This window comes from Sulfurovum aggregans (assembly GCF_055385215.1).
In genome coordinates, this window is sequence record NZ_AP042387.1 from 1,974,348 (window position 1) to 1,995,471 (window position 21,124).

22 protein-coding genes are annotated in these 21,124 nt (G+C 37.8%); 16 read left to right on the plus strand and 6 right to left on the minus strand.

Annotated elements, in window-relative coordinates; genetic code table 11:
* Positions 1-162: 162 nt before the first annotated feature.
* Genes ACZ48W_RS10025 through ACZ48W_RS10035 form a run of 3 tightly spaced genes read left to right on the plus strand, consistent with a single transcriptional unit; the run spans position 163 to position 3,497 of the window.
* A complete protein-coding gene (locus ACZ48W_RS10025) occupies positions 163-1,347 on the plus strand; it encodes an acetylornithine transaminase (RefSeq protein ID WP_464828262.1) in 1,185 nt (394 codons plus the stop codon).
* On the plus strand, positions 1,322-2,515 hold the full coding sequence (locus ACZ48W_RS10030; protein ID WP_464828263.1) for a TolC family protein: 1,194 nt from the start codon (positions 1,322-1,324) through the stop codon (positions 2,513-2,515). Before ACZ48W_RS10025 ends, ACZ48W_RS10030 begins: the two co-directional genes overlap by 26 nt.
* A complete protein-coding gene (locus ACZ48W_RS10035) occupies positions 2,505-3,497 on the plus strand; it encodes an SAM-dependent methyltransferase (protein WP_464828264.1) in 993 nt (330 codons plus the stop codon). The genes ACZ48W_RS10030 and ACZ48W_RS10035 overlap by 11 nt, the downstream gene beginning before the upstream one ends.
* A gap of 4 nt (positions 3,498-3,501) precedes the next feature.
* Here ACZ48W_RS10035 and ACZ48W_RS10040 read toward each other — a convergent pair whose 3' ends face one another.
* The 3 genes from ACZ48W_RS10040 to radA all read right to left on the minus strand — a co-directional run bounded on the left by ACZ48W_RS10040 (position 3,502) and on the right by radA (position 5,702).
* Entirely contained in the window at positions 3,502-3,888 is a 387-nt protein-coding gene (locus ACZ48W_RS10040) for a hypothetical protein (RefSeq protein ID WP_464828265.1), read from the minus strand.
* Positions 3,889-3,974: 86 nt separating this feature from the next.
* Positions 3,975-4,325, minus strand: coding sequence for a holo-ACP synthase (gene acpS, locus ACZ48W_RS10045; RefSeq protein ID WP_464828266.1), 351 nt, complete (start codon positions 4,323-4,325; stop codon positions 3,975-3,977).
* 24 nt (positions 4,326-4,349) lie between these two features.
* A complete protein-coding gene (gene radA / locus ACZ48W_RS10050; protein ID WP_464828267.1) occupies positions 4,350-5,702 on the minus strand; it encodes a DNA repair protein RadA in 1,353 nt (450 codons plus the stop codon).
* A 191-nt stretch (positions 5,703-5,893) separates the two neighbouring features.
* On the opposite strand from radA, the gene ACZ48W_RS10055 reads away from it, so the two are divergent.
* Positions 5,894-6,580, plus strand: a complete 687-nt coding sequence (locus ACZ48W_RS10055; RefSeq protein WP_464828268.1) for a lysophospholipid acyltransferase family protein — start codon at positions 5,894-5,896, stop codon at positions 6,578-6,580.
* Positions 6,581-6,583: 3 nt separating this feature from the next.
* Here the strand turns inward: ACZ48W_RS10055 and ftsY are convergent, their stop codons facing one another.
* Positions 6,584-7,450, minus strand: coding sequence for a signal recognition particle-docking protein FtsY (gene ftsY, locus ACZ48W_RS10060; RefSeq protein WP_464828269.1), 867 nt, complete (start codon positions 7,448-7,450; stop codon positions 6,584-6,586).
* Between the two features lie 3 nt (positions 7,451-7,453).
* Positions 7,454-8,152 carry a TlpA family protein disulfide reductase gene (locus ACZ48W_RS10065; protein ID WP_464828270.1) on the minus strand — a complete coding sequence of 233 codons (699 nt, stop codon included), beginning with the start codon at positions 8,150-8,152 and terminating at the stop codon, positions 7,454-7,456.
* A 66-nt stretch (positions 8,153-8,218) separates the two neighbouring features.
* On the opposite strand from ACZ48W_RS10065, the gene ACZ48W_RS10070 reads away from it, so the two are divergent.
* The 7 genes from ACZ48W_RS10070 (at position 8,219) to ACZ48W_RS10100 (ending at position 13,811) form a co-directional block, all read left to right on the plus strand.
* Positions 8,219-8,782, plus strand: a complete 564-nt coding sequence (locus ACZ48W_RS10070; protein ID WP_464828271.1) for a 5-formyltetrahydrofolate cyclo-ligase — start codon at positions 8,219-8,221, stop codon at positions 8,780-8,782.
* Between the two features lie 29 nt (positions 8,783-8,811).
* On the plus strand, positions 8,812-10,338 hold the full coding sequence (rny, locus tag ACZ48W_RS10075; protein WP_464828272.1) for a ribonuclease Y: 1,527 nt from the start codon (positions 8,812-8,814) through the stop codon (positions 10,336-10,338).
* Positions 10,339-10,521: 183 nt separating this feature from the next.
* Positions 10,522-10,815, plus strand: coding sequence for a hypothetical protein (locus tag ACZ48W_RS10080; protein WP_464828273.1), 294 nt, complete (start codon positions 10,522-10,524; stop codon positions 10,813-10,815).
* Between the two features lies 1 nt (position 10,816).
* Complete coding sequence (locus ACZ48W_RS10085) at positions 10,817-11,374, plus strand: peptidylprolyl isomerase (protein WP_464828274.1); 558 nt, start codon at positions 10,817-10,819, stop codon at positions 11,372-11,374.
* Positions 11,375-12,280, plus strand: coding sequence for a tRNA 5-methoxyuridine(34)/uridine 5-oxyacetic acid(34) synthase CmoB (gene cmoB / locus ACZ48W_RS10090; RefSeq protein ID WP_464828275.1), 906 nt, complete (start codon positions 11,375-11,377; stop codon positions 12,278-12,280).
* A 144-nt stretch (positions 12,281-12,424) separates the two neighbouring features.
* Positions 12,425-13,084 carry a winged helix-turn-helix domain-containing protein gene (locus ACZ48W_RS10095; RefSeq protein WP_464828276.1) on the plus strand — a complete coding sequence of 220 codons (660 nt, stop codon included), beginning with the start codon at positions 12,425-12,427 and terminating at the stop codon, positions 13,082-13,084.
* Positions 13,085-13,427: 343 nt separating this feature from the next.
* On the plus strand, positions 13,428-13,811 hold the full coding sequence (locus ACZ48W_RS10100; protein ID WP_464828277.1) for a hotdog domain-containing protein: 384 nt from the start codon (positions 13,428-13,430) through the stop codon (positions 13,809-13,811).
* Between the two features lie 75 nt (positions 13,812-13,886).
* Here ACZ48W_RS10100 and ACZ48W_RS10105 read toward each other — a convergent pair whose 3' ends face one another.
* A complete protein-coding gene (locus ACZ48W_RS10105) occupies positions 13,887-14,492 on the minus strand; it encodes an MBL fold metallo-hydrolase (protein ID WP_464828278.1) in 606 nt (201 codons plus the stop codon).
* Positions 14,493-14,668: 176 nt separating this feature from the next.
* Between ACZ48W_RS10105 and ACZ48W_RS10110 the strand changes: the two genes are divergently transcribed.
* The 5 genes from ACZ48W_RS10110 to ACZ48W_RS10130 are packed head-to-tail and all read left to right on the plus strand — an operon-like array spanning position 14,669 to position 21,096.
* Entirely contained in the window at positions 14,669-15,484 is an 816-nt protein-coding gene (locus tag ACZ48W_RS10110) for a ferritin-like domain-containing protein (RefSeq protein WP_464828279.1), read from the plus strand.
* A complete protein-coding gene (locus ACZ48W_RS10115) occupies positions 15,481-16,410 on the plus strand; it encodes a tetraacyldisaccharide 4'-kinase (protein WP_464828280.1) in 930 nt (309 codons plus the stop codon). The genes ACZ48W_RS10110 and ACZ48W_RS10115 overlap by 4 nt, the downstream gene beginning before the upstream one ends.
* A gap of 41 nt (positions 16,411-16,451) precedes the next feature.
* Complete coding sequence (gene argB, locus ACZ48W_RS10120; protein ID WP_464828281.1) at positions 16,452-17,306, plus strand: acetylglutamate kinase; 855 nt, start codon at positions 16,452-16,454, stop codon at positions 17,304-17,306.
* Positions 17,291-18,229, plus strand: coding sequence for a cytochrome-c peroxidase (locus ACZ48W_RS10125; protein WP_464828282.1), 939 nt, complete (start codon positions 17,291-17,293; stop codon positions 18,227-18,229). Before argB ends, ACZ48W_RS10125 begins: the two co-directional genes overlap by 16 nt.
* On the plus strand, positions 18,229-21,096 hold the full coding sequence (locus tag ACZ48W_RS10130; RefSeq protein WP_464828283.1) for an EAL domain-containing protein: 2,868 nt from the start codon (positions 18,229-18,231) through the stop codon (positions 21,094-21,096). The genes ACZ48W_RS10125 and ACZ48W_RS10130 overlap by 1 nt, the downstream gene beginning before the upstream one ends.
* Positions 21,097-21,124 lie beyond the last annotated feature (28 nt).

The following is a 21,124-nucleotide window of genomic DNA, read 5'->3' on the forward strand; positions in this document are numbered from 1 at the left end:
AATTTATAAAAATATACAATACTATAAAGGTTTGTAAAAAGAGTAATGTTTTTTTCATAAACATAAAGTACATAATTATTGAAATGTAAAAAACCATTTTTGATGTCTACCATAATAACTCTTCGCTATAATAATACCCATAATTAAAACATGGAAACAAAAATGACATTAGAACAACAAGATAAAAAATATGTGCTTCAAACCTATGCGCGTGACTATACGAACTTTGTAAAAGGTGTGGGCTCTACACTTTATGATGAAAATGGACGTGACTATATAGACTTTGCATCAGGGATCGGGGTGAACTCTGTGGGCCATGGCAATGAGAAGTTGACACAGGCTATTTGTGAGCAGGCTAAGAATATCATACATATCTCAAACTTGCAGGTAATAGAACCGCAGGCAAAGCTGGCACAGCGTATTGTAGAACTAAGTGGTTATGATATGGGTGTATTCTTTGCAAACTCCGGGGCAGAGGCAAATGAAGGAGCTATTAAAATAGCGCGTAAATACGGTGAGACGAAATTTGAGAATAAGCGTTACAAGATCATCACACTTGAGCACTCATTTCACGGTCGTACCATCACTACTGTCAAAGCTACAGGACAGGAGAGTTTTCATACACCTCATTTCTCTCCTTATCCGGCCGGATTCTCTTATGAAAAGAGTATAGAAGATGTCTATAAGGCTATAGATGATGAAACAGTAGCCGTGCTTATAGAACTTGTACAGGGTGAGGGCGGTGTTCAGCCTTTTGAAAAAGAGGAGATACAGAAACTTGCAGCACATTTAAAAGCCGAAGGTATTCTGCTTATTGTGGATGAAGTACAGACAGGTGTTTACAGAACAGGTGAATTCTTTGCATCAAATCTCTATGAAATAGAACCGGACATTATTACCCTTGCCAAAGGTTTAGGCGGTGGAGTACCGATCGGTGCAGTGATGACAAAACATAAAGATGTCTTAAGTGCAGGTGATCATGGAAGTACGTTTGGCGGGAATTATTTGAGTACAAGTGCCGGCTTGGCTGTATTGGATGTATTGGAAGATTTGTATGAGAGTGGAGCTATCGCCGAGGTACATTTATATTTCGAACAAAAATTAGAAGCTATGGCTAAAAAATATAATACTCTTTTTAAAAAAGAGGTTGGACTGGGACTTATGCGTGGATTGCGTGCTAAAAGTTCTGATATTCAAGGTGCTATCATAAAAAATAGTTTAAAAGAAGGTTTGATCGTATTAAAAGCAGGGCGTAATACGGTACGCTTTTTGCCAAGTATTACCATTAGTAAAAATGAGATAGACAAAGGGTTTGAACGTTTTGAAAAAGCTATATCTTCTTTGTAGTTTATTATTCTCCTCTGTGTTGGCAGATGAGTTGAGTGATATACTCTCAGACAATAAAAATATACTATTTGACTATGAGTTCCGATCAAATACTGCTCAGAGTGATATGCTTGAAAAGAGTTGGATCAATCCTATTATGTTGCAGTACAGTAAAAGTTACTCAAAACAATTTACTGATCAAACGGTCCAGACGGGTAGTTTCAGTATAGGTATCGATCAACCTATTTTCCGTTCGGGTGGGATTTATTTTGCTATTGAATATGCTCAGGCACTTAGAGGAGCAAATGAAGCAGAGATCAAACTTAAAAAACGTGAGATGATAGGCTCTGCAGTTAAACTACTCTTTGAAATGAAAAAGATGAATCTGGAACAGAAAAAACTGGCACTACTCATTAAAAATGATAAGCTTGATATTCGCCAAAAACGTGAAAGTTATGAAGCAGGATTGATGGATAGCAGCTTTTTGGATCAGGCTATTCTCAAAGCCAATCAGGATGAGACAAAAAAGTTGGAAACAGAGATATCTTTAATGAAACTCAAACAAAGCTTTGCACTTTTGAGTGAGAAAGATCCAAATAAACTGAAGCTGCCAAAACTAAAACTTATCTCAGCACAACGTTATAAAGGTTCGAATCTTGAACTGGTTCGAGATAGACTCAGAGCTAAAGAGAAGGGTTATAATGCAAAGATGACTTGGGCTAAGTATCTTCCTTCCATATCGTTACAGGGAAGGTATACAGATGCAGACCTTAATCCTCTTTTTCCACAATCCGGACTTGAAGAGAAGTATTGGACTTATGGGTTTACTGTCTCTATGCCATTGAATATCAATATGTTTTCAGATATAGAAGCTTCTAAAGTAGCACACCTTAAAGCACAAACTGAAGTGATAGAGCGTAAACATACTATAGATGAAGAGTATAAATTGATTCAAAACAAATTGAAGATCATAGAGAAGAAAATAAAACTTGCACGTAAAGATGAAAAACTTTATGCAAGACTTTATAAAACAACAAAAAATCTTGCCAAAGCAGGTGAAAAAACTTCTTTAGATACAGCAATGATGTTTAATTCACTCAAAGTAAGAAAACTTGATCAAAAAATATATGAATTAGATAAACAGATAGAGCTTATAGAACTCTATACAAAGGTCGCTAATGCAATTTAGTACTTATATGAATGAATGGCTCTATGGAGAAGAGGGGTATTATAAAAACTTCAAGGACATAGGTAAATCAGGTGATTTCTATACGGCAGTAAGTACAAGCAGATTTTTTGGTGCAAGTATTGCGAACTATTTTTATTCACTTTTAAAAGAGGGAAAAGCGGACAGAAACGGCTGGCTTATAGAAATAGGTGCACACCAGGGATATCTGCTCTGTGATATGATACAGTGGCTCTATACCTGTGATCCTGCATTGGTAGAGACACTTAAGTTCGGTATAGTAGAGCGTCAGCCTCAGGTACGCAAAGCACAGCTTGCTTATATCAAAGAACGTTTTGGTGACGACATCACTATCACACACTTTAATGATATCTCTGAAGTTGAAGTAGAGTATGCTTTTGTTGTAGCCAATGAAATATTTGATGCTTTTCCCTGTGAACTTATTAAAGATAAAAAAATAGCCATGGTAGAAGAGCATGAAATATTTTGGGAAGAGGCTTCTGATGAAATCCTGGAGTGGGCAGAAAAGCACAGATTGGTTCAGGGTGAGATAGCGATCGGATATGAAAATTTTGCAAAAGAGATGGCAACAGGTATCAGGAAATGTGATTTTGTCTCTTTTGATTACGGTGAAAAGTATGTACGTAATGACTTTTCTGTCCGTGTCTATAGAGCTCATGAAACCTTTCCTCTTTTTGATGAAGCATTGAAATTATCGGAATCTTATAAAAAAGACGACATTACCTATGATGTGAATTTCGGACATGTTGTTGAGGCATTCTGTGCCGAAGGATTTGAAGAAGTAGCTTATGAGACACAGGCAAGGGCATTAGTACGTTTTGGGTTGATCGATATACTTGAACAGTTTGCAAAACAGACAACCCAGGAGAAGTATATGAGAGAAGCAGATAAAATTAAAACCCTCATATCACCCACCATGATGGGTGATAGATTTAAGATGGTGCATTTTCGAAAGAATCAGTAGCTGACTATTGCATCGCTTTAAGCATGGCACATCTTTTAATAGATGATGCTTCATTGCCGAACATTTGTGTATATTTTTCAAACTTTTCCTGACCTATCATCCCAATACACTCTTCTCTGCTCATAGCAACGGCTGCCGGATACGTGGTATTTGCTTCAGCCACTTTAACTTCTTTTTCACCTTTATCTTCAGGGTACATATATGCTTCACTGAAGTTGTCATCTTCGACTTTTTTTAATTTGATCTTTGTTTTCGGTCTTTGGGGTACATGCTTTTTAATGGTATTTGCTTCCTTTGTTTCAGAAACAGGTTTTGGTGTAACTGTAGGGGCCTGAGAACTGCATCCGGCTATAAAGAATGCTGTACTTACAGGAATAATCCAAAATCGCATTGTATGTCCTTTCTTTTTTAAATATATATATTGTAATATAATCCAGATAGAAATACAACTTTCGGAGAAGAGGGATCATGTCTGAATTAATAAGTGATCACAACTACGGCAATTGCAAATCCTGCATCATGGCTTATAGAGAGGGAAGCTTCTTTGATCTGATGTCTTTTTTGAGCCTTTGGGCTTAGGGTGAAAGAGGGTGCCCCTTTTAGATCCTTCGATAAAATTATATCGTGAAAAGCCAGTTCTGTACCTATACCACAGCCTAATGCTTTGGCGATAGCTTCTTTAGCAGCCCAGAACCCTGCAAGAGATTCCAATTTCTTTACGAGTTCGATCTCACTTTCATTTAAAAACTTTGTTTTAAACTTGTCACCGAATTTTTCCAATGAACTTTCGATTCTTTGAATGTGTATAATATCTGTACCAATTTTCATAGTGGTAGTGTATCTAAAAAAGGTTTACATCCATTCCACCACTTTAGAAACTTCATCCGCTACAAAGCATTTTATTTTTGTATCCTCTATCGGTTTATTGGGAATCACAGCTTTGGAAAACCCCTGTGTTTCTATTTCTTTTAGACGCTGGCTGAGTCCGGATATCTCCCGTATCTCCCCTGTGAGACTTACCTCTCCCAGGAAAAGTGTTTCCGAACTGAGCTCTCTGTCTCTGTAACTGCTTAAAATTGCTGCAATGATGGCAAGATCGGCAGAAGGTTCGTTTATTTTGATCCCCCCTGATATATTGATGAAAACATCATAGGTTCCCAAAGGTAGATCAAGTTTCTTTTCCAAAAGGGCCAGCAGCATGCCAAGACGATTATTGTCAAAACCGGTGGAACTGCGTTTTGCATGTCCGTAAGATTCTGATACAAGAGCCTGTACTTCTATGATGATAGGACGGCTTCCCTCCATGATAACGGTAAGTGCAGAACCTGACTGGAGTTTCTCTTTGTTGAAAAATTTTCCAGCCATACTTTTGGCATCGTTAAGCCCCTCTTTGTTCATCTCAAAGATACCTACTTCATTGGTGGAACCGAAACGGTTTTTGAAACCCCTGAGCAGTCTTAATTCCGAGTTCGTGTCTCCTTCAAAATAGAGTACTGTATCTACCATATGTTCCAATACCCTGGGACCTGCGATAGAACCGTCTTTAGTGATATGCCCGATGATGAAAATAGGAATATGCAGACTTTTTGCTATACGCATCAATTCAAAAGTAATGGTTCTTACCTGTGTTACGGAACCTGGAGCGGATGGCGTTTCATCAGAGTAGAGTGTTTGAATGGAGTCAATGACGATGAATTCATAATTTTCATTGGATATCTCAGAGATGACAGAGTTTAAACTTATCTCTGGAAGAAGATAGAGATTTTCATGATTCGCATTCAGTCTGTTGGCACGCAGTTTTATCTGCCCGGCTGATTCTTCTCCGGAGACATAGAGGACTTTCTTGTCTGTCTGTGCAAGGTTGCCTGCTATCTTTAAAAGCAAGGTTGATTTACCTATGCCGGGACTCCCTCCGATAAGGGTCAGAGAACCGGGGACAATACCGCCACCCAATACCAGGTCCAATTCATTGCTCCCTGAAGGGAAACGGGTGATATTGTCTTCTTCTATCTCTGTGATGGATTTGGCTTTTGAAAATGCAGAACCTGAAGCACTGCCGGCTGATGTCTCCTTTAAGAATTTAATTTGATCTGTAGTGAGCTCTATCATTGTTTCCCACTGATTGCAGGAAGTACATTTTCCCATCCATCGCGGGGACTGAAATCCGCATGCCTGACATTCAAATAATGTTTTTTTCTTTGCCATTGTCTTTCCTCTGTTTAGTAATATTATTGTAGACAGTATTTTCCGAAGAGTGTAAAAATATGTCAAATTGTAATACTTTTCAGGCATTACAATACTATTTGCAAGTGTGGACCTCCTTTGGTTATATTATGTTTTGGCTTTTAATTCTTTTTGTTATAATTTTGATTATTTATTCTTAAGAAGGATATGGATTGAATCTCAACCAGATTAAACAGCTCTTTTATGCACTTTACCTAACCAACAGTTTTGGATTTAAATTGAAAAAAACAAAAGATCCATTGGAGAAAAAAAAGATAAGACTGGCATATTCCAAAGCACAGTTGAATGCACTCAATATAGATGTCAAGATTGAAAATACAGAAAAATTACCTAAGGAAGGGCAGTATCTTCTTGTAAGTAACCATCGTACCATTATCGATCCTCCTCTGATAGAAATAGCATTGGAGAATACAAAGATCTTTGGATTATGGGTTTCAAAAAAAGAGCTTTATAATTCATTTTTTTTCGGCTTGTTTGTTCGTAATGCAGGTTCTATACTTATAGACAGAGAAAAAAGTCAAATGAGTGGTTTTTTTGCAGATATCAAAAAAGGTGTAAAAGAAGGAAATTCGATCTTTATTTTTCCTGAGGGTACACGAAATAAAACAGATGCACTGCTGGCTGTATTTAAAGAAGGATCCCGTATCATTGCTTTAAAAAACAGGTTGCCAATGTTGCCTGTATATATCAAAGGGAATGCTGCAGAGGTTTTGAAAGAAGCACTTAAAGACAGTAGCAAAAAACGGGAGATCACCGTAATCATAGGTGACATCATAGATTATAAAGAAAAAGGAGACCTAGAGACATTTTATCGTGAGAGATTTTCTCTAGTAGCCTGATTTTTAGATAAAAATTTCATCCAAAATAGTGTTGACATATTCATTTGCTTTAAATCGAATCAAGTCTTTGGGCTGCTCTCCCGTACCTATATAGAAAATAGGCATTTTGAGTTCATCAGCGATACTCAGTACCGAACCGCCTTTTGCAGTACCATCAAGCTTTGTGATAATGATACCGTCAACTCCAATCATTTCATTGAATGCTTTTGCCTGATTGATGGAAGAGCTTCCCTGAGTGCCGTCGAGTATGAGCATTTTCCGATGAGGTGCCCCCTCTTGTGCTTTGTTTGCGACACGTATCATTTTTTTAAGTTCTTCACTGAGGTTGGTTTGTGTATGAAGTCTGCCTGCCGTATCAATAATGACATTGTCAATACCTTTTGCTTTGGCTGATTCTATTGTATCATATACTACAGCAGAAGGGTCATGCCCCTGCTGAGTCGCAACGATCGGTATGTTTAGTTTATTTGCCCATCTGCTAAGCTGTTCTATGGCAGCTGCACGGAAAGTATCTCCTGCACCGAGAATGACACTGTGTCCCATCTCTTTATATCGGTATGCAAGCTTAGAAATAGTAGTTGTTTTCCCCGCACCGTTTACTCCGATGATCATTTCAACAAAAGGTTTGACATCACTCTCTTTCCAGTCTGCTTTATACTGAAATACAGAGATCAGGGAGTTAAATGCCTGTATACGGTTAATATTGTTTGGAAGAGATTCTAAGAGTCTTTCTGCAAGTTCATAGTTGACATCTGCTTCAAGCAGGATATCTTCAAAATCTTCTTTAGAGATCTCTTTTTTCTTGATCGGGGCAACTTCTTTGATAGCTTTGTTTGTCTTCCCTAATACTTTTTTAAATAGATTGAACATTTTTTATAATCCTTTATCTTTGATTGCTTCTTGCAGATCGTGTTCCAGCATTTCCATAGGAACAGCACCTTCATAATGTGTGTAGTAGTTTCCTTCTTTATAGATCACTGTAAGTGGAATGGGAAAGTTTTCCTGGAGCTGAAGTGCCTTGACAGCTTTTGTGGCAAAGGCATCATTTTGTCTACTGTTTGAGATGAAATATTCTACATGATATTTATGCATGAATTCTTCGAGGGCATGGTCATTCAGTATATCATTGACAAGAATACCCATGACAAAAATATTCTTTTTATATTTTTCCTGAATGTCTGAGAGATAGGGTACCTCCCAACGGCAGGGAGAGTACCATGTTGTGAAAAAATTTACAATTACTATAGATCGGTTAATATCATGAAAATCTATTTTTTGACCATGCATAGAAAGCAGATGTTTATTTTGTTTACTGTCAGTAAGGGTAAAAGTATTTGCGGATGTCTGTTCTGCTACAGCTTTTATACGGTTATCTGTCTGTCTGGTTTCTTCTGTATCGAATTCTTCTTTTTTTTCATTCAGTTGTTTTTTGTCTTTTTGTATCAATATCTCAGTGGTATTTTCCACAGAAGGGGGAGACTTTGGCTCTTTTTTATCTTCACAACCAGTAAAAAAGAAGAGGATAAAGCATAATAAAAAAAGAGATAAGAGATAAGATCTGATTTCTTTCACACGGTTCCTTTGGGTATAATAAGTATAGGGATTATACCTAAAGAGCACTAAAAAAGAATGGAAGTCATGCAAAGAGAGATGAAGAAAAAGCATTTTAGAGCACATTGTCTGGAACGTTTAAAAAAAGCAAGCGGCAGAGGTTCTTATAAAAAAGACAAAATTGTAGTCCAGCGGTTATACCGGCTTATCGTGCAAAGCCGGGCACAGAAGATCATGCTTTATCTGCCGTTAAGAACAGAGGTTGACCTTTATCCTCTTATTAGACTGCTGAGAAAGGAAAAAAGAGAACTCTATGTACCGTTTATGGAAGGTAAAAGTTTCAGGCTGGTAAAATATAGATACCCGCTGAAAAGAAAATGTTTTGGGATAAAAGAACCGAAAGATTCAAAACAATATAGAAATAAAAAAATAGATATAGCTATTGTACCGATTGTGGGGCTGGATATGATGCATAGACGTGTAGGATTCGGTAAAGGAATGTATGATAGATTTTTTGAAAAAGAGATTAAAAATATAAATAAAACAGTGTTTGTGGCACGTGAATTGTGTTATAGCTGGGAGATCGTTACAGACCATTATGATGTTAAGGCAGATATAGTTGTCACACCACAGAATATAATACATTTTTAGGCTTTTTCTTGTATTAAGAAGGATAAGTGATGTTAGGAATAATAGGAATTTCCGGCCTTGCCGGAGCAGCAGTAGGGGCAGGAATCTGCTACTTATGGTTAAAGCACAGTACCTGGAAAAAATTTTCACATCTGGAATTGGAAGCAAAAGCAAAAGCAAAGGCCATAAGTAATGAAGCAGAACTTTTACTACAGGAAACCCATGTAAAGATCAAGGCTAAAGAGTTGGAACAGGAGGCAGAGTTCCAAAAACGTATTACTCAGGCCGAAGAGAGAAACCGTACTTTGATCCTACAGACAAAAGAGTTGGCTAAAGAAGAAGAGAGACTTGCCTTCCTGCAGCATAAAATACTGGAGAAAGAGGCGAATTTAGAAAAACTGGAACTGAAAAAACAGGAAGAGATCAGCAAGGCTGTAGAAAAACTGCAAAGTGCAGCTTCTCTTACACATGAAGAGGCAAAAACATATATTCTGGAAAAAGTTGAGGAGCAGAGCCGTTCAGAAGTAGCAGGTATTGTACGAAAATATGAGCAGTTGGCCAAGGAAGAGGGAGAGAAAAAAGCTAATTATATTTTGGCACAGGCAACTACACGCTATGCAGGTGAATTCGCAGGTGAGAGGCTTATTAATTTTGTAAATTTGCCAAGTGATGAGCATAAAGGGCGTATTATAGGTAAAGAGGGACGGAACATTAAAACCCTTGAAATGCTTTTGGGGGTGGATATTGTCATAGATGAAACTCCCGGTGTGATACTTGTCAGTTCTTTTAACCTTTACAGAAGAGCCATTGCAACCCGGGTAATAGAAATACTGGTTGAAGATGGGCGTATACATCCCGGACGTATTGAAGAGGTACATGAAAAAGTTCAGGCAGAATTTGAACAAAAGACGTATGAAGAAGGTGAGAATATACTCATAGATCTTGGACTTTTTCCTATGCATGAAGAACTTGTAAAGTTACTGGGCCGCATGAAGTACAGAGCAAGTTATGGACAAAATGCTTTGGCACATACTTTGGAAGTTGCTAAACTTGCACGTGTGATGGCTGCAGAAATGGGTGGGGATGAAAAGCTTGCTCTGCGTGCGGGATTGCTGCATGATATAGGAAAAGCATTGACACAGGATATGGGAGGTTCCCATGTTGATATCGGTGCAGAACTTTGCCGCAGACATAATGAGCATCCTACTGTCATCAATGCTATTTATGCACATCATGGACATGAAGAACCGGATTCTGTAGAAAGTGCAGCTGTTTGTGCAGCTGATACACTTTCAGCCGCAAGACCAGGAGCTCGACGGGAGGTACTTGAGAGTTTTACCAAACGGGTTAAAGAGGTAGAAGAGATCGCTATGTCTAAAAATGACGTAGAACAGGCCTATGCCATCAATGCAGGCAGAGAGATACGTGTTTTTGTCAACGCACAAAAAATGAGTGATAATGAAGCAGTACTTTTAAGTAAAGAGATCGCAAAAGAGATCCAGGAGAGAGTACAGTATCCCGGTGAAATAAAAGTAAATGTAATACGCGAAACAAGAGCAACAAGTTATGCGAGATGAGCCCCGTTAAGCAAACGTGAACTGCTTCACGTTTGTAGGGGCGGAACCGAAGCGGTCGGAACGCAGTGCAGCCGTGCAGGCAACACCGTTAAGCAAACGTGAACTGCTTCACGTCCAGACTTATTAATTAAGCAAAGCACAACTGTGTTACAATGCTTTCAAATGATTATAAAAAGGTAAAAAATGGACAGATGTCAAGAGATAAAAGCACATTTTAGAATGGAAGAACGGTATGAAGGACTTGGCCTGATGTTTGGAGACAATCAAACATTGAAGAGTGAAATACTTCAGGCAATAGAAGAGGTAAAAAAAGAGACAGGTCAAGCCCCTTTTATTTTTGACAAGATATCCAATGACAGACCTGATATTCAGTGTATCTATATTGAATTTTATGATGATGTCCATAGAGAAGGCGGAGATTTTTTCAATAGAGTACTTAAAAAACTTCATATAGACCATTGTGAAAAGGATATATAAAATGCGGAAAATATTTTTCGGACTGCTTTTTTTAGGATTAGCTTTACAGATAAATGCACAAGAGATAAAAACAGCTGCAATGAAAGCACCTGTTGTTGTATTGGAAACGAATGCCGGGAAAATAGAACTTAAGCTCTATCCTGAAAAATCACCTTTGGCAGTAGAGAATTTTCTTGGCCTTGTAAAAAGAGGATACTATAATGGTATTATTTTCCATAGAGTGATCGAAGGATTTATGATCCAGGGTGGGGATCCGACCGGGACCGGTATGGGTGGTGAGTCTATTTGGGGAAAAGAGTTTAAAAATGAAAATACACCTAACCTTGTTTTTGATAAACCTTTCCTGCTAGCTATGGCAAATCATGGTATGAATACCAATGGTAGTCAGTTTTTCATTACTACTGTACCAACGCCACATCTCAATGGGGGCTACACTATCTTTGGTGAAGTAATTGCGGGGCAAGATGCTGTGAAGAAGATAGAAAATGTGTCTGTCTCTCGTGGAGCTAACAGACCACTCTTTGATCAAACGATCAAAAAAGCCTATATAAAACAGTAAATGAATTTAGATACTTTAAGGCAGGAACGCCGGAAATGGCTTACATGGAAAAATATCAGACCCTATCAAGAGGCTATAAAAGCTTTACCGGAGTACTCAACTGTTGAGGTAACTCTTGGTGACAGAGTAGAACTTCAAATAGAAAATCTTTCTGATGAAGCAGCGGAGCAGATAAAACAGACTGCTTTGCTTATGAAACCCTGGCGCAAAGGTCCATTTCAGATCAATGATCTCTTTATTGATTCAGAGTGGCAGAGTCAGATCAAATACAATCTGTTGGAGCCCCATTTTGATCTTAAAGATAAAATTGTAGGTGATATTGGCTGCAACAATGGTTATTATCTTTTTCGTATGCTTTCACAAGCGCCGAAGAAACTCATAGGTTTTGATCCATCAGCTATCTACTATTCTCAATTTCAATTTATCAATCACTTTGTCAAAAGTGATATTGTTTATGAACTTTTAGGTGTGGAGCATGTGGAGTTCTACGAGCATAAGTTTGATACACTCTTTTGTTTGGGTGTACTTTATCATAGGTCTGACCCCGTTGCGATGCTGAAATCACTCTTTAAGGGACTTAACAAAGGTGGAGAGTTAATACTTGATACCTTTATGATAGATGGTGAGGAGGAAATGTGTCTTACACCTAAAGACAGATACTCCAAAATCCCGAATATTTACTTTGTGCCTACAGTCAATGCATTGAAAAATTGGTGCCATAGAGCAGGGTTTGAAACGGTTGAAGTACTGAAAATTATGAAAACAGAGCATAATGAACAAAGAAAAACAGAGTGGATAGATACCCAAAGTCTTGAAGATTTCCTTGACCCTAATGATGCTACAAAGACGGTAGAAGGGTATCCTGCGCCTAAAAGAGTCTATATAAAAGCGATTAAATCACTTTAAAAGTAGTAAAATACCATAAGAAACTAAAAGTTGGTTTTATTTTTAAATAAGGTACATTTTGCTATAAATACGCTAATAAAAGAGAATAGTAGGTAAAACTTAAGGTTTTGTTTACTTTTTGAGTAGATTGGATAGTATAAAAGAATGAGAATACTAACAGTAGGTTTCAGTGATGAATATGTCAAGGAACTTGAAAAAGAATTAGATAAATACTTTATTTGTATTGTTGATAATGCAAAAGATATGTATGATGCAACAAACTTTACAGACTTTAGGCATTATGAACTTGTCATTATTGTGGATGAAGGTGTAAAGTTTTCACTTGAGCGTTATGTCAATGAAGTGAAGAAGAAAAAAAGTGAAACGAAGATGATGATCCTGACTGATAATTATCAGCAGCAGGCCGGATTTTTCTCTTTGGGTGTGGATGATGTTATTTATGAGCACTGCGAACATCCGGACCTTATCGCTGCAAGAGTACTTGCAAATATGAGACACCTTTTTGGAACGACAGTAGACATAGGTAAACTTGTTATTGATATCGCAAATAAAAAGATAGAGTATGATGAAAAGATCGTTTCTCTGAACGGTAAAACATTTGATATTTTGGCTTATCTTGCACTTCGGAAACAAAGAGTCTTTTCAAAAGACGAGATCATCAATGCACTTTGGGAAGAGCCGGAGTATGTCAGTGACAATACGGTTGAGGTTGCGATCAACCAGATAAGAAAACGCTTGAAGAGTATTCTTGGATTCCAGGTGATCCATACTGTCAGACGTAGAGGATATAAGTTCTCATATTAATCAATAATATGTCAATCCTGTAGGGTGCGTTTGCCAACGCACCTTTAACGCATTCAATACATCAAACTAATTTTTGTTGTAGGTCGGGTTGCCCTCATCCCGATACCAACTTTGCATAATTCTTAACTGTTTCCTTTCATTTTAACTGTGGCGTTGTTTCTTTTTGTTCATTTTTTTTCTTTGTAGCACCACAAAGAAAAAAGAACGAACCAAAAAAAAGCACCGTCCCGGCATAAACAAAAAGGTGAGGTGCTGACGCGTTTTATTTTTTCCTTGAGCTTCATATTTCAATTTTCTCTATAATAGTTCTTTGCTATAATTTTAAAAATTATCAAGGATCATCATGCAGTTAAAAACCCATCTAAATATTAATACATCACTCTGTGGAAAAGTCACAAGACTTGAAAGTAACTACGCAGAAGTCCTACTTCACACCACGCAACAAATGGCAGCAGATACCCAAGGTTTAGTTCACGGCGGTTTTATCTTTGGTGCTGCGGATTATGCTGCTATGTCCGCAGTGAATGACCCTTATGTTGTATTGGGCGCATCCGCCTCTAAATTCATTGCTCCGGTAAAAGCAGGGGATGCTGTTTTGTGCAAAGCTGTGATAGTCAGTGAAAAAGGGAAGAAAAAAGTAGTGGAGGTACAAGCTTTTGTTGATGAAAAGCTTGTTTTTGAAGGGAGTTTTACTACTTTTGTGCTTGATAGACACGTATTTGGTTAAAACGTACTTAGCCTATGCGGGTCGCTTTGCTCCACCGCTTCGGTTCCGTCGGACTAATCGTGAAACTGTTCACGATTATATTGTCCTCCTCACCTGTTCTATCCAATAAGGCATCACCCTCTGCTCTGCTTTAAGTGTAGTACTCAAACCATGACCGGGATAGATGGTATAATCACCTTCTATCTTCATGGCTTTCTCTAAACTTTTTACCATATCTTCTCCACTTGAAGCAGGGAAATCCCATCTTCCTATGGATTGCTGGAAGAGGAAGTCTCCGCTGAACCATACGTCACCTATTTCAATGATGGAGTTTCCCGGTGTATGTCCTGGGAAATGGCGATATTTTATTTTAACACCTTCCAGAATGAGCTCTTCATCACCTGTGACTTCATGATCGGGAATACTTTTGGGTGTTCCTTGTCCCAGAGGATCGTCAGTAAGCATAAAAACATCACCCTTCGGACAGTAGATAGGAAGTTTAAGTTTCTCTTTGACCTCTGCGTTAGACCATACATGGTCAAAGTGTCCATGGGTGTTGAGGATGGCTACAGGATTGGTGACATTATTTAAAACCCACTCGGTTGCATCTACACCCGGGTCGATGATGAAGTCTTTGCCATCTACTGTGGCAATGTAACAGTTGGTTTGGTAAGGTCCCATAGGTTGTATTTTAATCTGCATTAGTAGCCTTCTTTTAAAATAATGAAAAGACAAATATGTTATAGCACATCATCTTTCATTTTAAATCTTCTTAGTTTAGCCAGGCTAGGCTTTCGAAGCTTTAAAACAAAAGCTATCGCACTCTAAAAAATTTCTCACTCCATGAGTTTTAAAAGAAGTCTACTATATAATTCCTTATGAATATTTATAATGTTTTAGAACAAGCCATTATCAGTGATGATATTCTTCTTAAAGAGGAGTTGACACTTCAATGTTTGGAGTATTGCAAGCAAAATGAAGTGAGAGTAGAGGATGGCTTTGTAGCTAAAATATTTGAAAAACCCTCCTATGCTTCAAAGTGTCACATCGTAGATCCCCGGGAATTGCCGGCAAGAAAGGATTTTGATACTACGGAGGGATTGGCTACGTTGGTACATGCCATCACTCATATAGAGTACTCAGCCATTGATCTGGCACTGGATGCAGTCTATCGCTTTCCTCAGATGCCCATGGAGTATAAAGTAGATTGGTTGGTCGTAGCCCAGGATGAGATACGGCATTATAAGATGCTTAAAGAACTTCTTGATGCATTGGGCTACAGGTATGGGGACTTTCCTGTACATTGCGGGCTTTTTGATGCAGCAGAGCATACGGCAGGCTCTGTACTTGACAGGATGGCGATCGTTCCGCGCTATTATGAAGCTTCCGGACTCGATGTGAATCCTCAGATCATTAAAAAACTGGATAACAAACGTAAAAACCCTTTAGTAAAAAAACTTATAGATGCATTGAATATCATCTATGAAGAAGAGATAGACCATGTCTATAAGGGTGACAAATGGTTTAAGTATCTTTGCAGGATAGAGGGTCTGGAAGAGAGTGTCTATTTTGAGATACTTGAACGCTATAAACTCCTCTCCAAACATCGACCTCACATTAACGTAGATGCAAGGAAAGAAGCAGGGTTTACGTGTTCTGAGATTAAAAAACTGGGTGCGAAAGAGTGTTCATGACCAGCTTTTTTGAAACAATGTTCTTTTCTCCCAGATGGTATCACTATCCTGTGATACTATTGCTTTTACCGCTCTCTCTTTTGTATGGTGTTCTGATGTCATTACGAAGAGCAGCTATACCTAAAAAATCATTTGGTATCCCTATTGTAAGTGTAGGTAATCTTATTGTCGGGGGAAGCGGTAAGACACCTTTTGTGACAGCTTTGGCTTCAAGATATAAAGATGTAAGTATCGTATCTCGAGGATACGGCAGACAGAGTAAAGGTTTGGTTGAAGTAAGCCAAAAAGGCAAGATACTTACAAATGTAGAACAGAGTGGTGATGAGCCGATGCTTATGGCTGCTTCGTTGCCTTATGCTTCTGTCATAGTGAGCGAAGACAGACATAAAGCGATAGCATTAGCCAAAGAACAGGGAGCAAAATTTATTATATTGGATGATGGGTTTAATCGTGTAGAGATAGAAAAGTTTGAGATACTTTTAGAACCTGAAATCATTAAAAACTATCTACCGTTTCCTGCCGGAGCTTTTAGAGAGTTTTGGTTCAGTAAAAAATATGCAGATATAGTTGCCAAGGAGGGAGAATCATTTGTAAGGAAAGTATACTTTGAAGATCTGACTTCCAAAATGTTACTTGTAACTGCTATCTCTAATCCTGAAAGGCTGGATAAGTATCTTCCTGAAGGTGTTATTCAAAAAATATATTTGGAAGATCATGCTTATTTTAAAGAGAAAGAGTTGCTGAAATTAATACAGCAGTATGGAGCAACAAGTCTGCTTGTTACAGAAAAGGATGCTGTAAAAATGCAGGATTTTAAGTTGCCCCTCTCAAAAATGAAGTTAGAATTAGAGATCAACAATAAGATTTTTATCCAGGTAGATAGATACCTGGAACAATATAAGAGTTTAAATTCCAAGTTTCAGTAAGAGAGATCCGGCTGAAATTTGGCTTTAGTAAAAGGAAACAAATGTATAAAAGTAAGATAGATGTAGTTAAGACGCTCCTTGATGCGTTACCATTTATTAAAAAATTTTCCAATGAGAAGATAGTGATAAAGTATGGTGGTTCTGCACAAACAAGTTCTGAACTTAAAGAGCAGTTTGCCCAGGATGTTGTTCTGCTTCATCTTGTAGGTATGAAGCCGATCATCGTACATGGTGGGGGTAAAAGTATTACAAATCTTCTGGCTGACCTGGGAGTAGATACGAAGTTTGTTGACGGACAAAGAGTCACTACCAAAGAGGTTATGCGTATTGCGGAGATGGTTCTTTCCGGAGAGATCAATAAGGAGATCGTTTCGCTGCTTGATAATCATGGAACAAAAGCCATAGGTATTTCAGGGAAAGACGGCGGATTTTTAAAAGGTATCCCTAAAGACTTTGAAAACTTTGGTTATACAGGGATGATAGAGCATGTCGATCCGGAGATCGTGGATCATATTATTGAGGATGGAGCAGTTCCGGTCATTGCACCAATTGCAGGAAGCAGTACTATGGGGCATCCGGGATTCAATATCAATGCGGATCTTGCCGCAAGCAAAATCGCTATTGCACTTGAAGCACGAAAAGTACTTTTTCTAACAGATACACCCGGTGTATTGGATAAAAATATGAAACTCATTACCAACCTGAGTATTGAAAAGACAGAAGCCCTGAAGGCAGATGGTACGATACACGGTGGTATGGTACCTAAAGTAGATGCCTGTATCGAAGCGTTAAGAGGAGGAGTCAAAAAAGCACATATTATTGATGGACGTGTAGAACATTCTTTACTTCTTGAAATATTAACAAGTTCAGGTGTGGGAACTTGTATCGAACTTTAAAAAGCATAGCTGTATTGGTTATAGGCGTTGCCTTCTGGAATACAACACTTTTCTGTGCATTCATTAAGCCGATTCCCAATACATTGAAAGTAGATATGAAAAAAGTCCAACTGGGAAAGAAACTGTTTTTTGATCCTGTTCTTTCCAGGAACGGTACCATTTCATGTGCTACCTGCCATGATCTTCAAAATGGCGGAGATGATGGTTTGAAGTTCTCTTTTGGTATTGGAGGACAACAAGGGAATATCAATTCTCCTACAGTATACAATGCTGTATTTAATTTTCGCCAATTTTGGGATGGACGTGCCAAAGATCTGAAAGAACAGGTATTTGGTCCTATTAAAAACCCGGTTGAGATGGGCCATAATATGGATTTAATGGTCGCAACACTTCAAAAAAACAAAATGTATCTTAATGAGTTCAATGATATTTATTCTGATGGTATTACATCAGAGAATGTAGCAGATGCCATTGCCGAATTTGAAACAGTATTGATCACACCGGATTCCCCTTTTGACAAATATCTGAAGGGGGAAGAAAATGCTATTAGTCAGAAAGCCAAAGAAGGATATCGTCTTTTTACCTCCAAAGGGTGTGTACTTTGTCATAATGGTGTGAATATCGGAGGAAACTTTTATAATAAATTCGGTATTTACAAAAAGGTACGCAGTAGTAATCTGGGAAGATATAATGTTACAAAAAGGGAGGACGACAAATATGTCTTTAAAGTACCTTCCTTAAGAAATATTGCTTTAACAGCACCCTATATGCATGACGGAAGAGAAGAGACATTAAAAGGTGCTGTTGAATTCATGACAGAACATCAGTTGGGAAGACATATGGAGGATGGAGAAATAGATGCTATTGTTGTATTTCTTAAATCTTTAACAGGAGAAATTCCTGAAATTGTAAAAGTGAAATAATGATTAAAACTAACAATTTTTGGCAAAGAAGAATCGATAAATTCATTATATTGCTTATTTCTTTCGTATTGGTCCTCTCTTTTCTTTTCCTCTATTTGCAAAAAATTGATGGTGAGATCAAAAACTATAATACCTATCATCAGGAACTTGAAAAAATGATTACTTTAGATCATCAACTGAGTGATTTTTTTTTAAAATCGTATCGTTATATAGATTATGATGAAACAAGTCAGGTATCAAAAGAGTTTGAAGCGAGTATTGATTTTCTCAAAAAAAGTAACCTGAAACAGGAGTTTGGCTGGGATATTTATAAAGAACTTGAGACGATTGATAATATGTATCAGGAAAAATCAAATTTGCTTGAGCATTTTAAAACACTGAATGCAAGGGTTACGAATTCTATCCATTACCTTTATGACCTGCGTAGAACAATAGACAAAACATATATGAATGATAGAGAGAAGCAAGAGCTGTTAGACCAGATCTTCTTTACTATAGGTCAAAGTCTCATGGATCTTCCGATCAATAAAACCAGGTTCTTGACACATTTGAAAGAATTGAAGGACTATAGTAAAGAAGATCAGGTATTCAGTTATTTTTATCAGCACTCTAAACAGTTCCTGTCTGATATTGAAGCGATCAAAAAAGATTTGCTACAAAGCAGGGGGATCAAATTTTCAGATGAGCTTGAGTATATGATGTCCTATATGGATAATTATTATGACCTTAATCGTTATCAACATAAAGTAATTACGTTTTCATTTTTTCTATTGGCTTTTTTAATTTTGATCATTCTTATGTTCAACTATCAGCAGGTACGTCAAAAAACACGTGAATTGCAGGCATTTCGTTATGCTATAGAAAACAGTGATGATGTGATCATGATCACCAATAAAGATCGTCAGATCGAATATGTCAATGAAGCCTTTGAAGCACATACTGGATATACAAAAGAGGAAGTGCTTGGAAAAAATCCGAAGATCCTCAAGTCAGATCTTCTCAGTGATGACTTTTATAAGAATATGAATGAAACACTTGACCGTGGTGAGAAATGGCAGGGAGAACTGGTCAACAGGCGTAAAGATGGTACGCTCTTGTATGAAAAAGCATCTATTGTCCCTATTTTCATGGAAGGGGAACTTGTGCAATATCTTGCGATCAAGCTCGATATTACCGATTATAAAGAACAACAGCAGAAACTGCAGCAGTCTGCTGCAGTTTATGAAACGATCGGTGACGGGATCATGATCACAGACAGTGAGAAAAAGATCCTTTCGATCAATCCGGCATTTATACATATGTTCGGATATCAAGAAGAAGAGCTTATCGGTCAGACTCCAACGATCATTGCTTCCTTGAAACAGGATAGACTCTTTTATAAAAGAATGTGGTATGCCCTTACTACAAAAGATCGATGGACAGGGAAAATATATAATAAAACAAAAAGCGGGAAAGTTCTTCCTGTCTGGCTTACTATTACAGTGGTCAGAGATAAAATAGGGGCAATAGCCAATTTTATTGCGATCTATACCAACCTTGAAGAGATCATTGAGATGGAGGAAAAAGCAAATTTCCTTGCCTACCATGACAGCTTAACACATCTTCCGAACCGTGCACATTTTGAGAGAGAGATCGTTCGTATTTTTAACCTTGCAAAGATCAATCATGAAATGGTAGCGATTCTTTTTATTGATCTGGACCGTTTTAAAGTGATCAATGATACCCTGGGGCATGATATCGGAGATGATATGCTGATCCGCCTATCCAAACGGATCAGTAATATATTAAGAAAGGATGATCTGTTTGCCCGTATAGGAGGAGATGAATTTGTGATCATACTTGATCCTGTAAAAGAGAGAAAGAATGCTGCACGAATAGCAGAAAAGATCCTTTCAGTTATCAGAGAGCCTATACAGACCCACAATTATCATCTTAATACGACAGCAAGTATCGGTATCGCTATCTATCCAGATGATGGAATTGAGAAGAATGAGATCATCAAACATGCGGATTCTGCAATGTATTATGCCAAAGAAAAAGGGAAGGATAGATATGAGTTTTATACAGAACAACTTTCTATTGATATTCAAATACGTCTGGATCTTGAGCAGGAACTCAAGCATGCTTTGAGAAAGAAGGAACTCTATATCTATTATCAGCCGCAATATGATCTGAAAAGCGGTAAAGTAACAGGTGCAGAAGCACTTGTACGGTGGTACAACCCAAGTCTTGGACAGGTTTCACCTGATCTGTTTATTCCTGCGGCGGAAGAAACAGGTATCATTATTGATATTGGGTATTTTATTTTTGAAGAAGTATGTCGGGAATATATGCATTGGAAAGCAGAAGGACTGAATATAGAGAGGGTAGCTATCAATATTTCCAGTATACAGTTCAGGCAGAAAGATATGTTTAAAAATTTTAAAAGGATCATAGAAAAGGTGGGTATCCCTCCCCAAAATATAGAAATTGAGATCACAGAGCGTTTCATTATGGAGTATTCAACCACAAATCTGACTATTTTGGAAGATTTCCGTGAAATAGGATGTCAAATAGCAATTGATGATTTCGGTACAGGATATTCATCTTTGAGCTATATGAAAAGTCTGCCGCTGGATACGATCAAAATCGATAAATCATTCGTTATGGATCTTCCAAAGGATATTCATGATGCGGAAGTATCCAGAGCTATTATTGCTCTTTCCAAAAGTCTTGGGTACCAGGTCATAGCAGAAGGGATAGAAAATAAACTACAGGAAGTATTTCTCAGTGAAAACGGATGTAATACAGGACAGGGGTATTATTTTGCCAAACCAATGGATGCAAGTGCATTTGTAGCTTTTGTCAAAGAAAAAATGAAGCAATGATATAAGTCATATATTGCACTATTAGGTG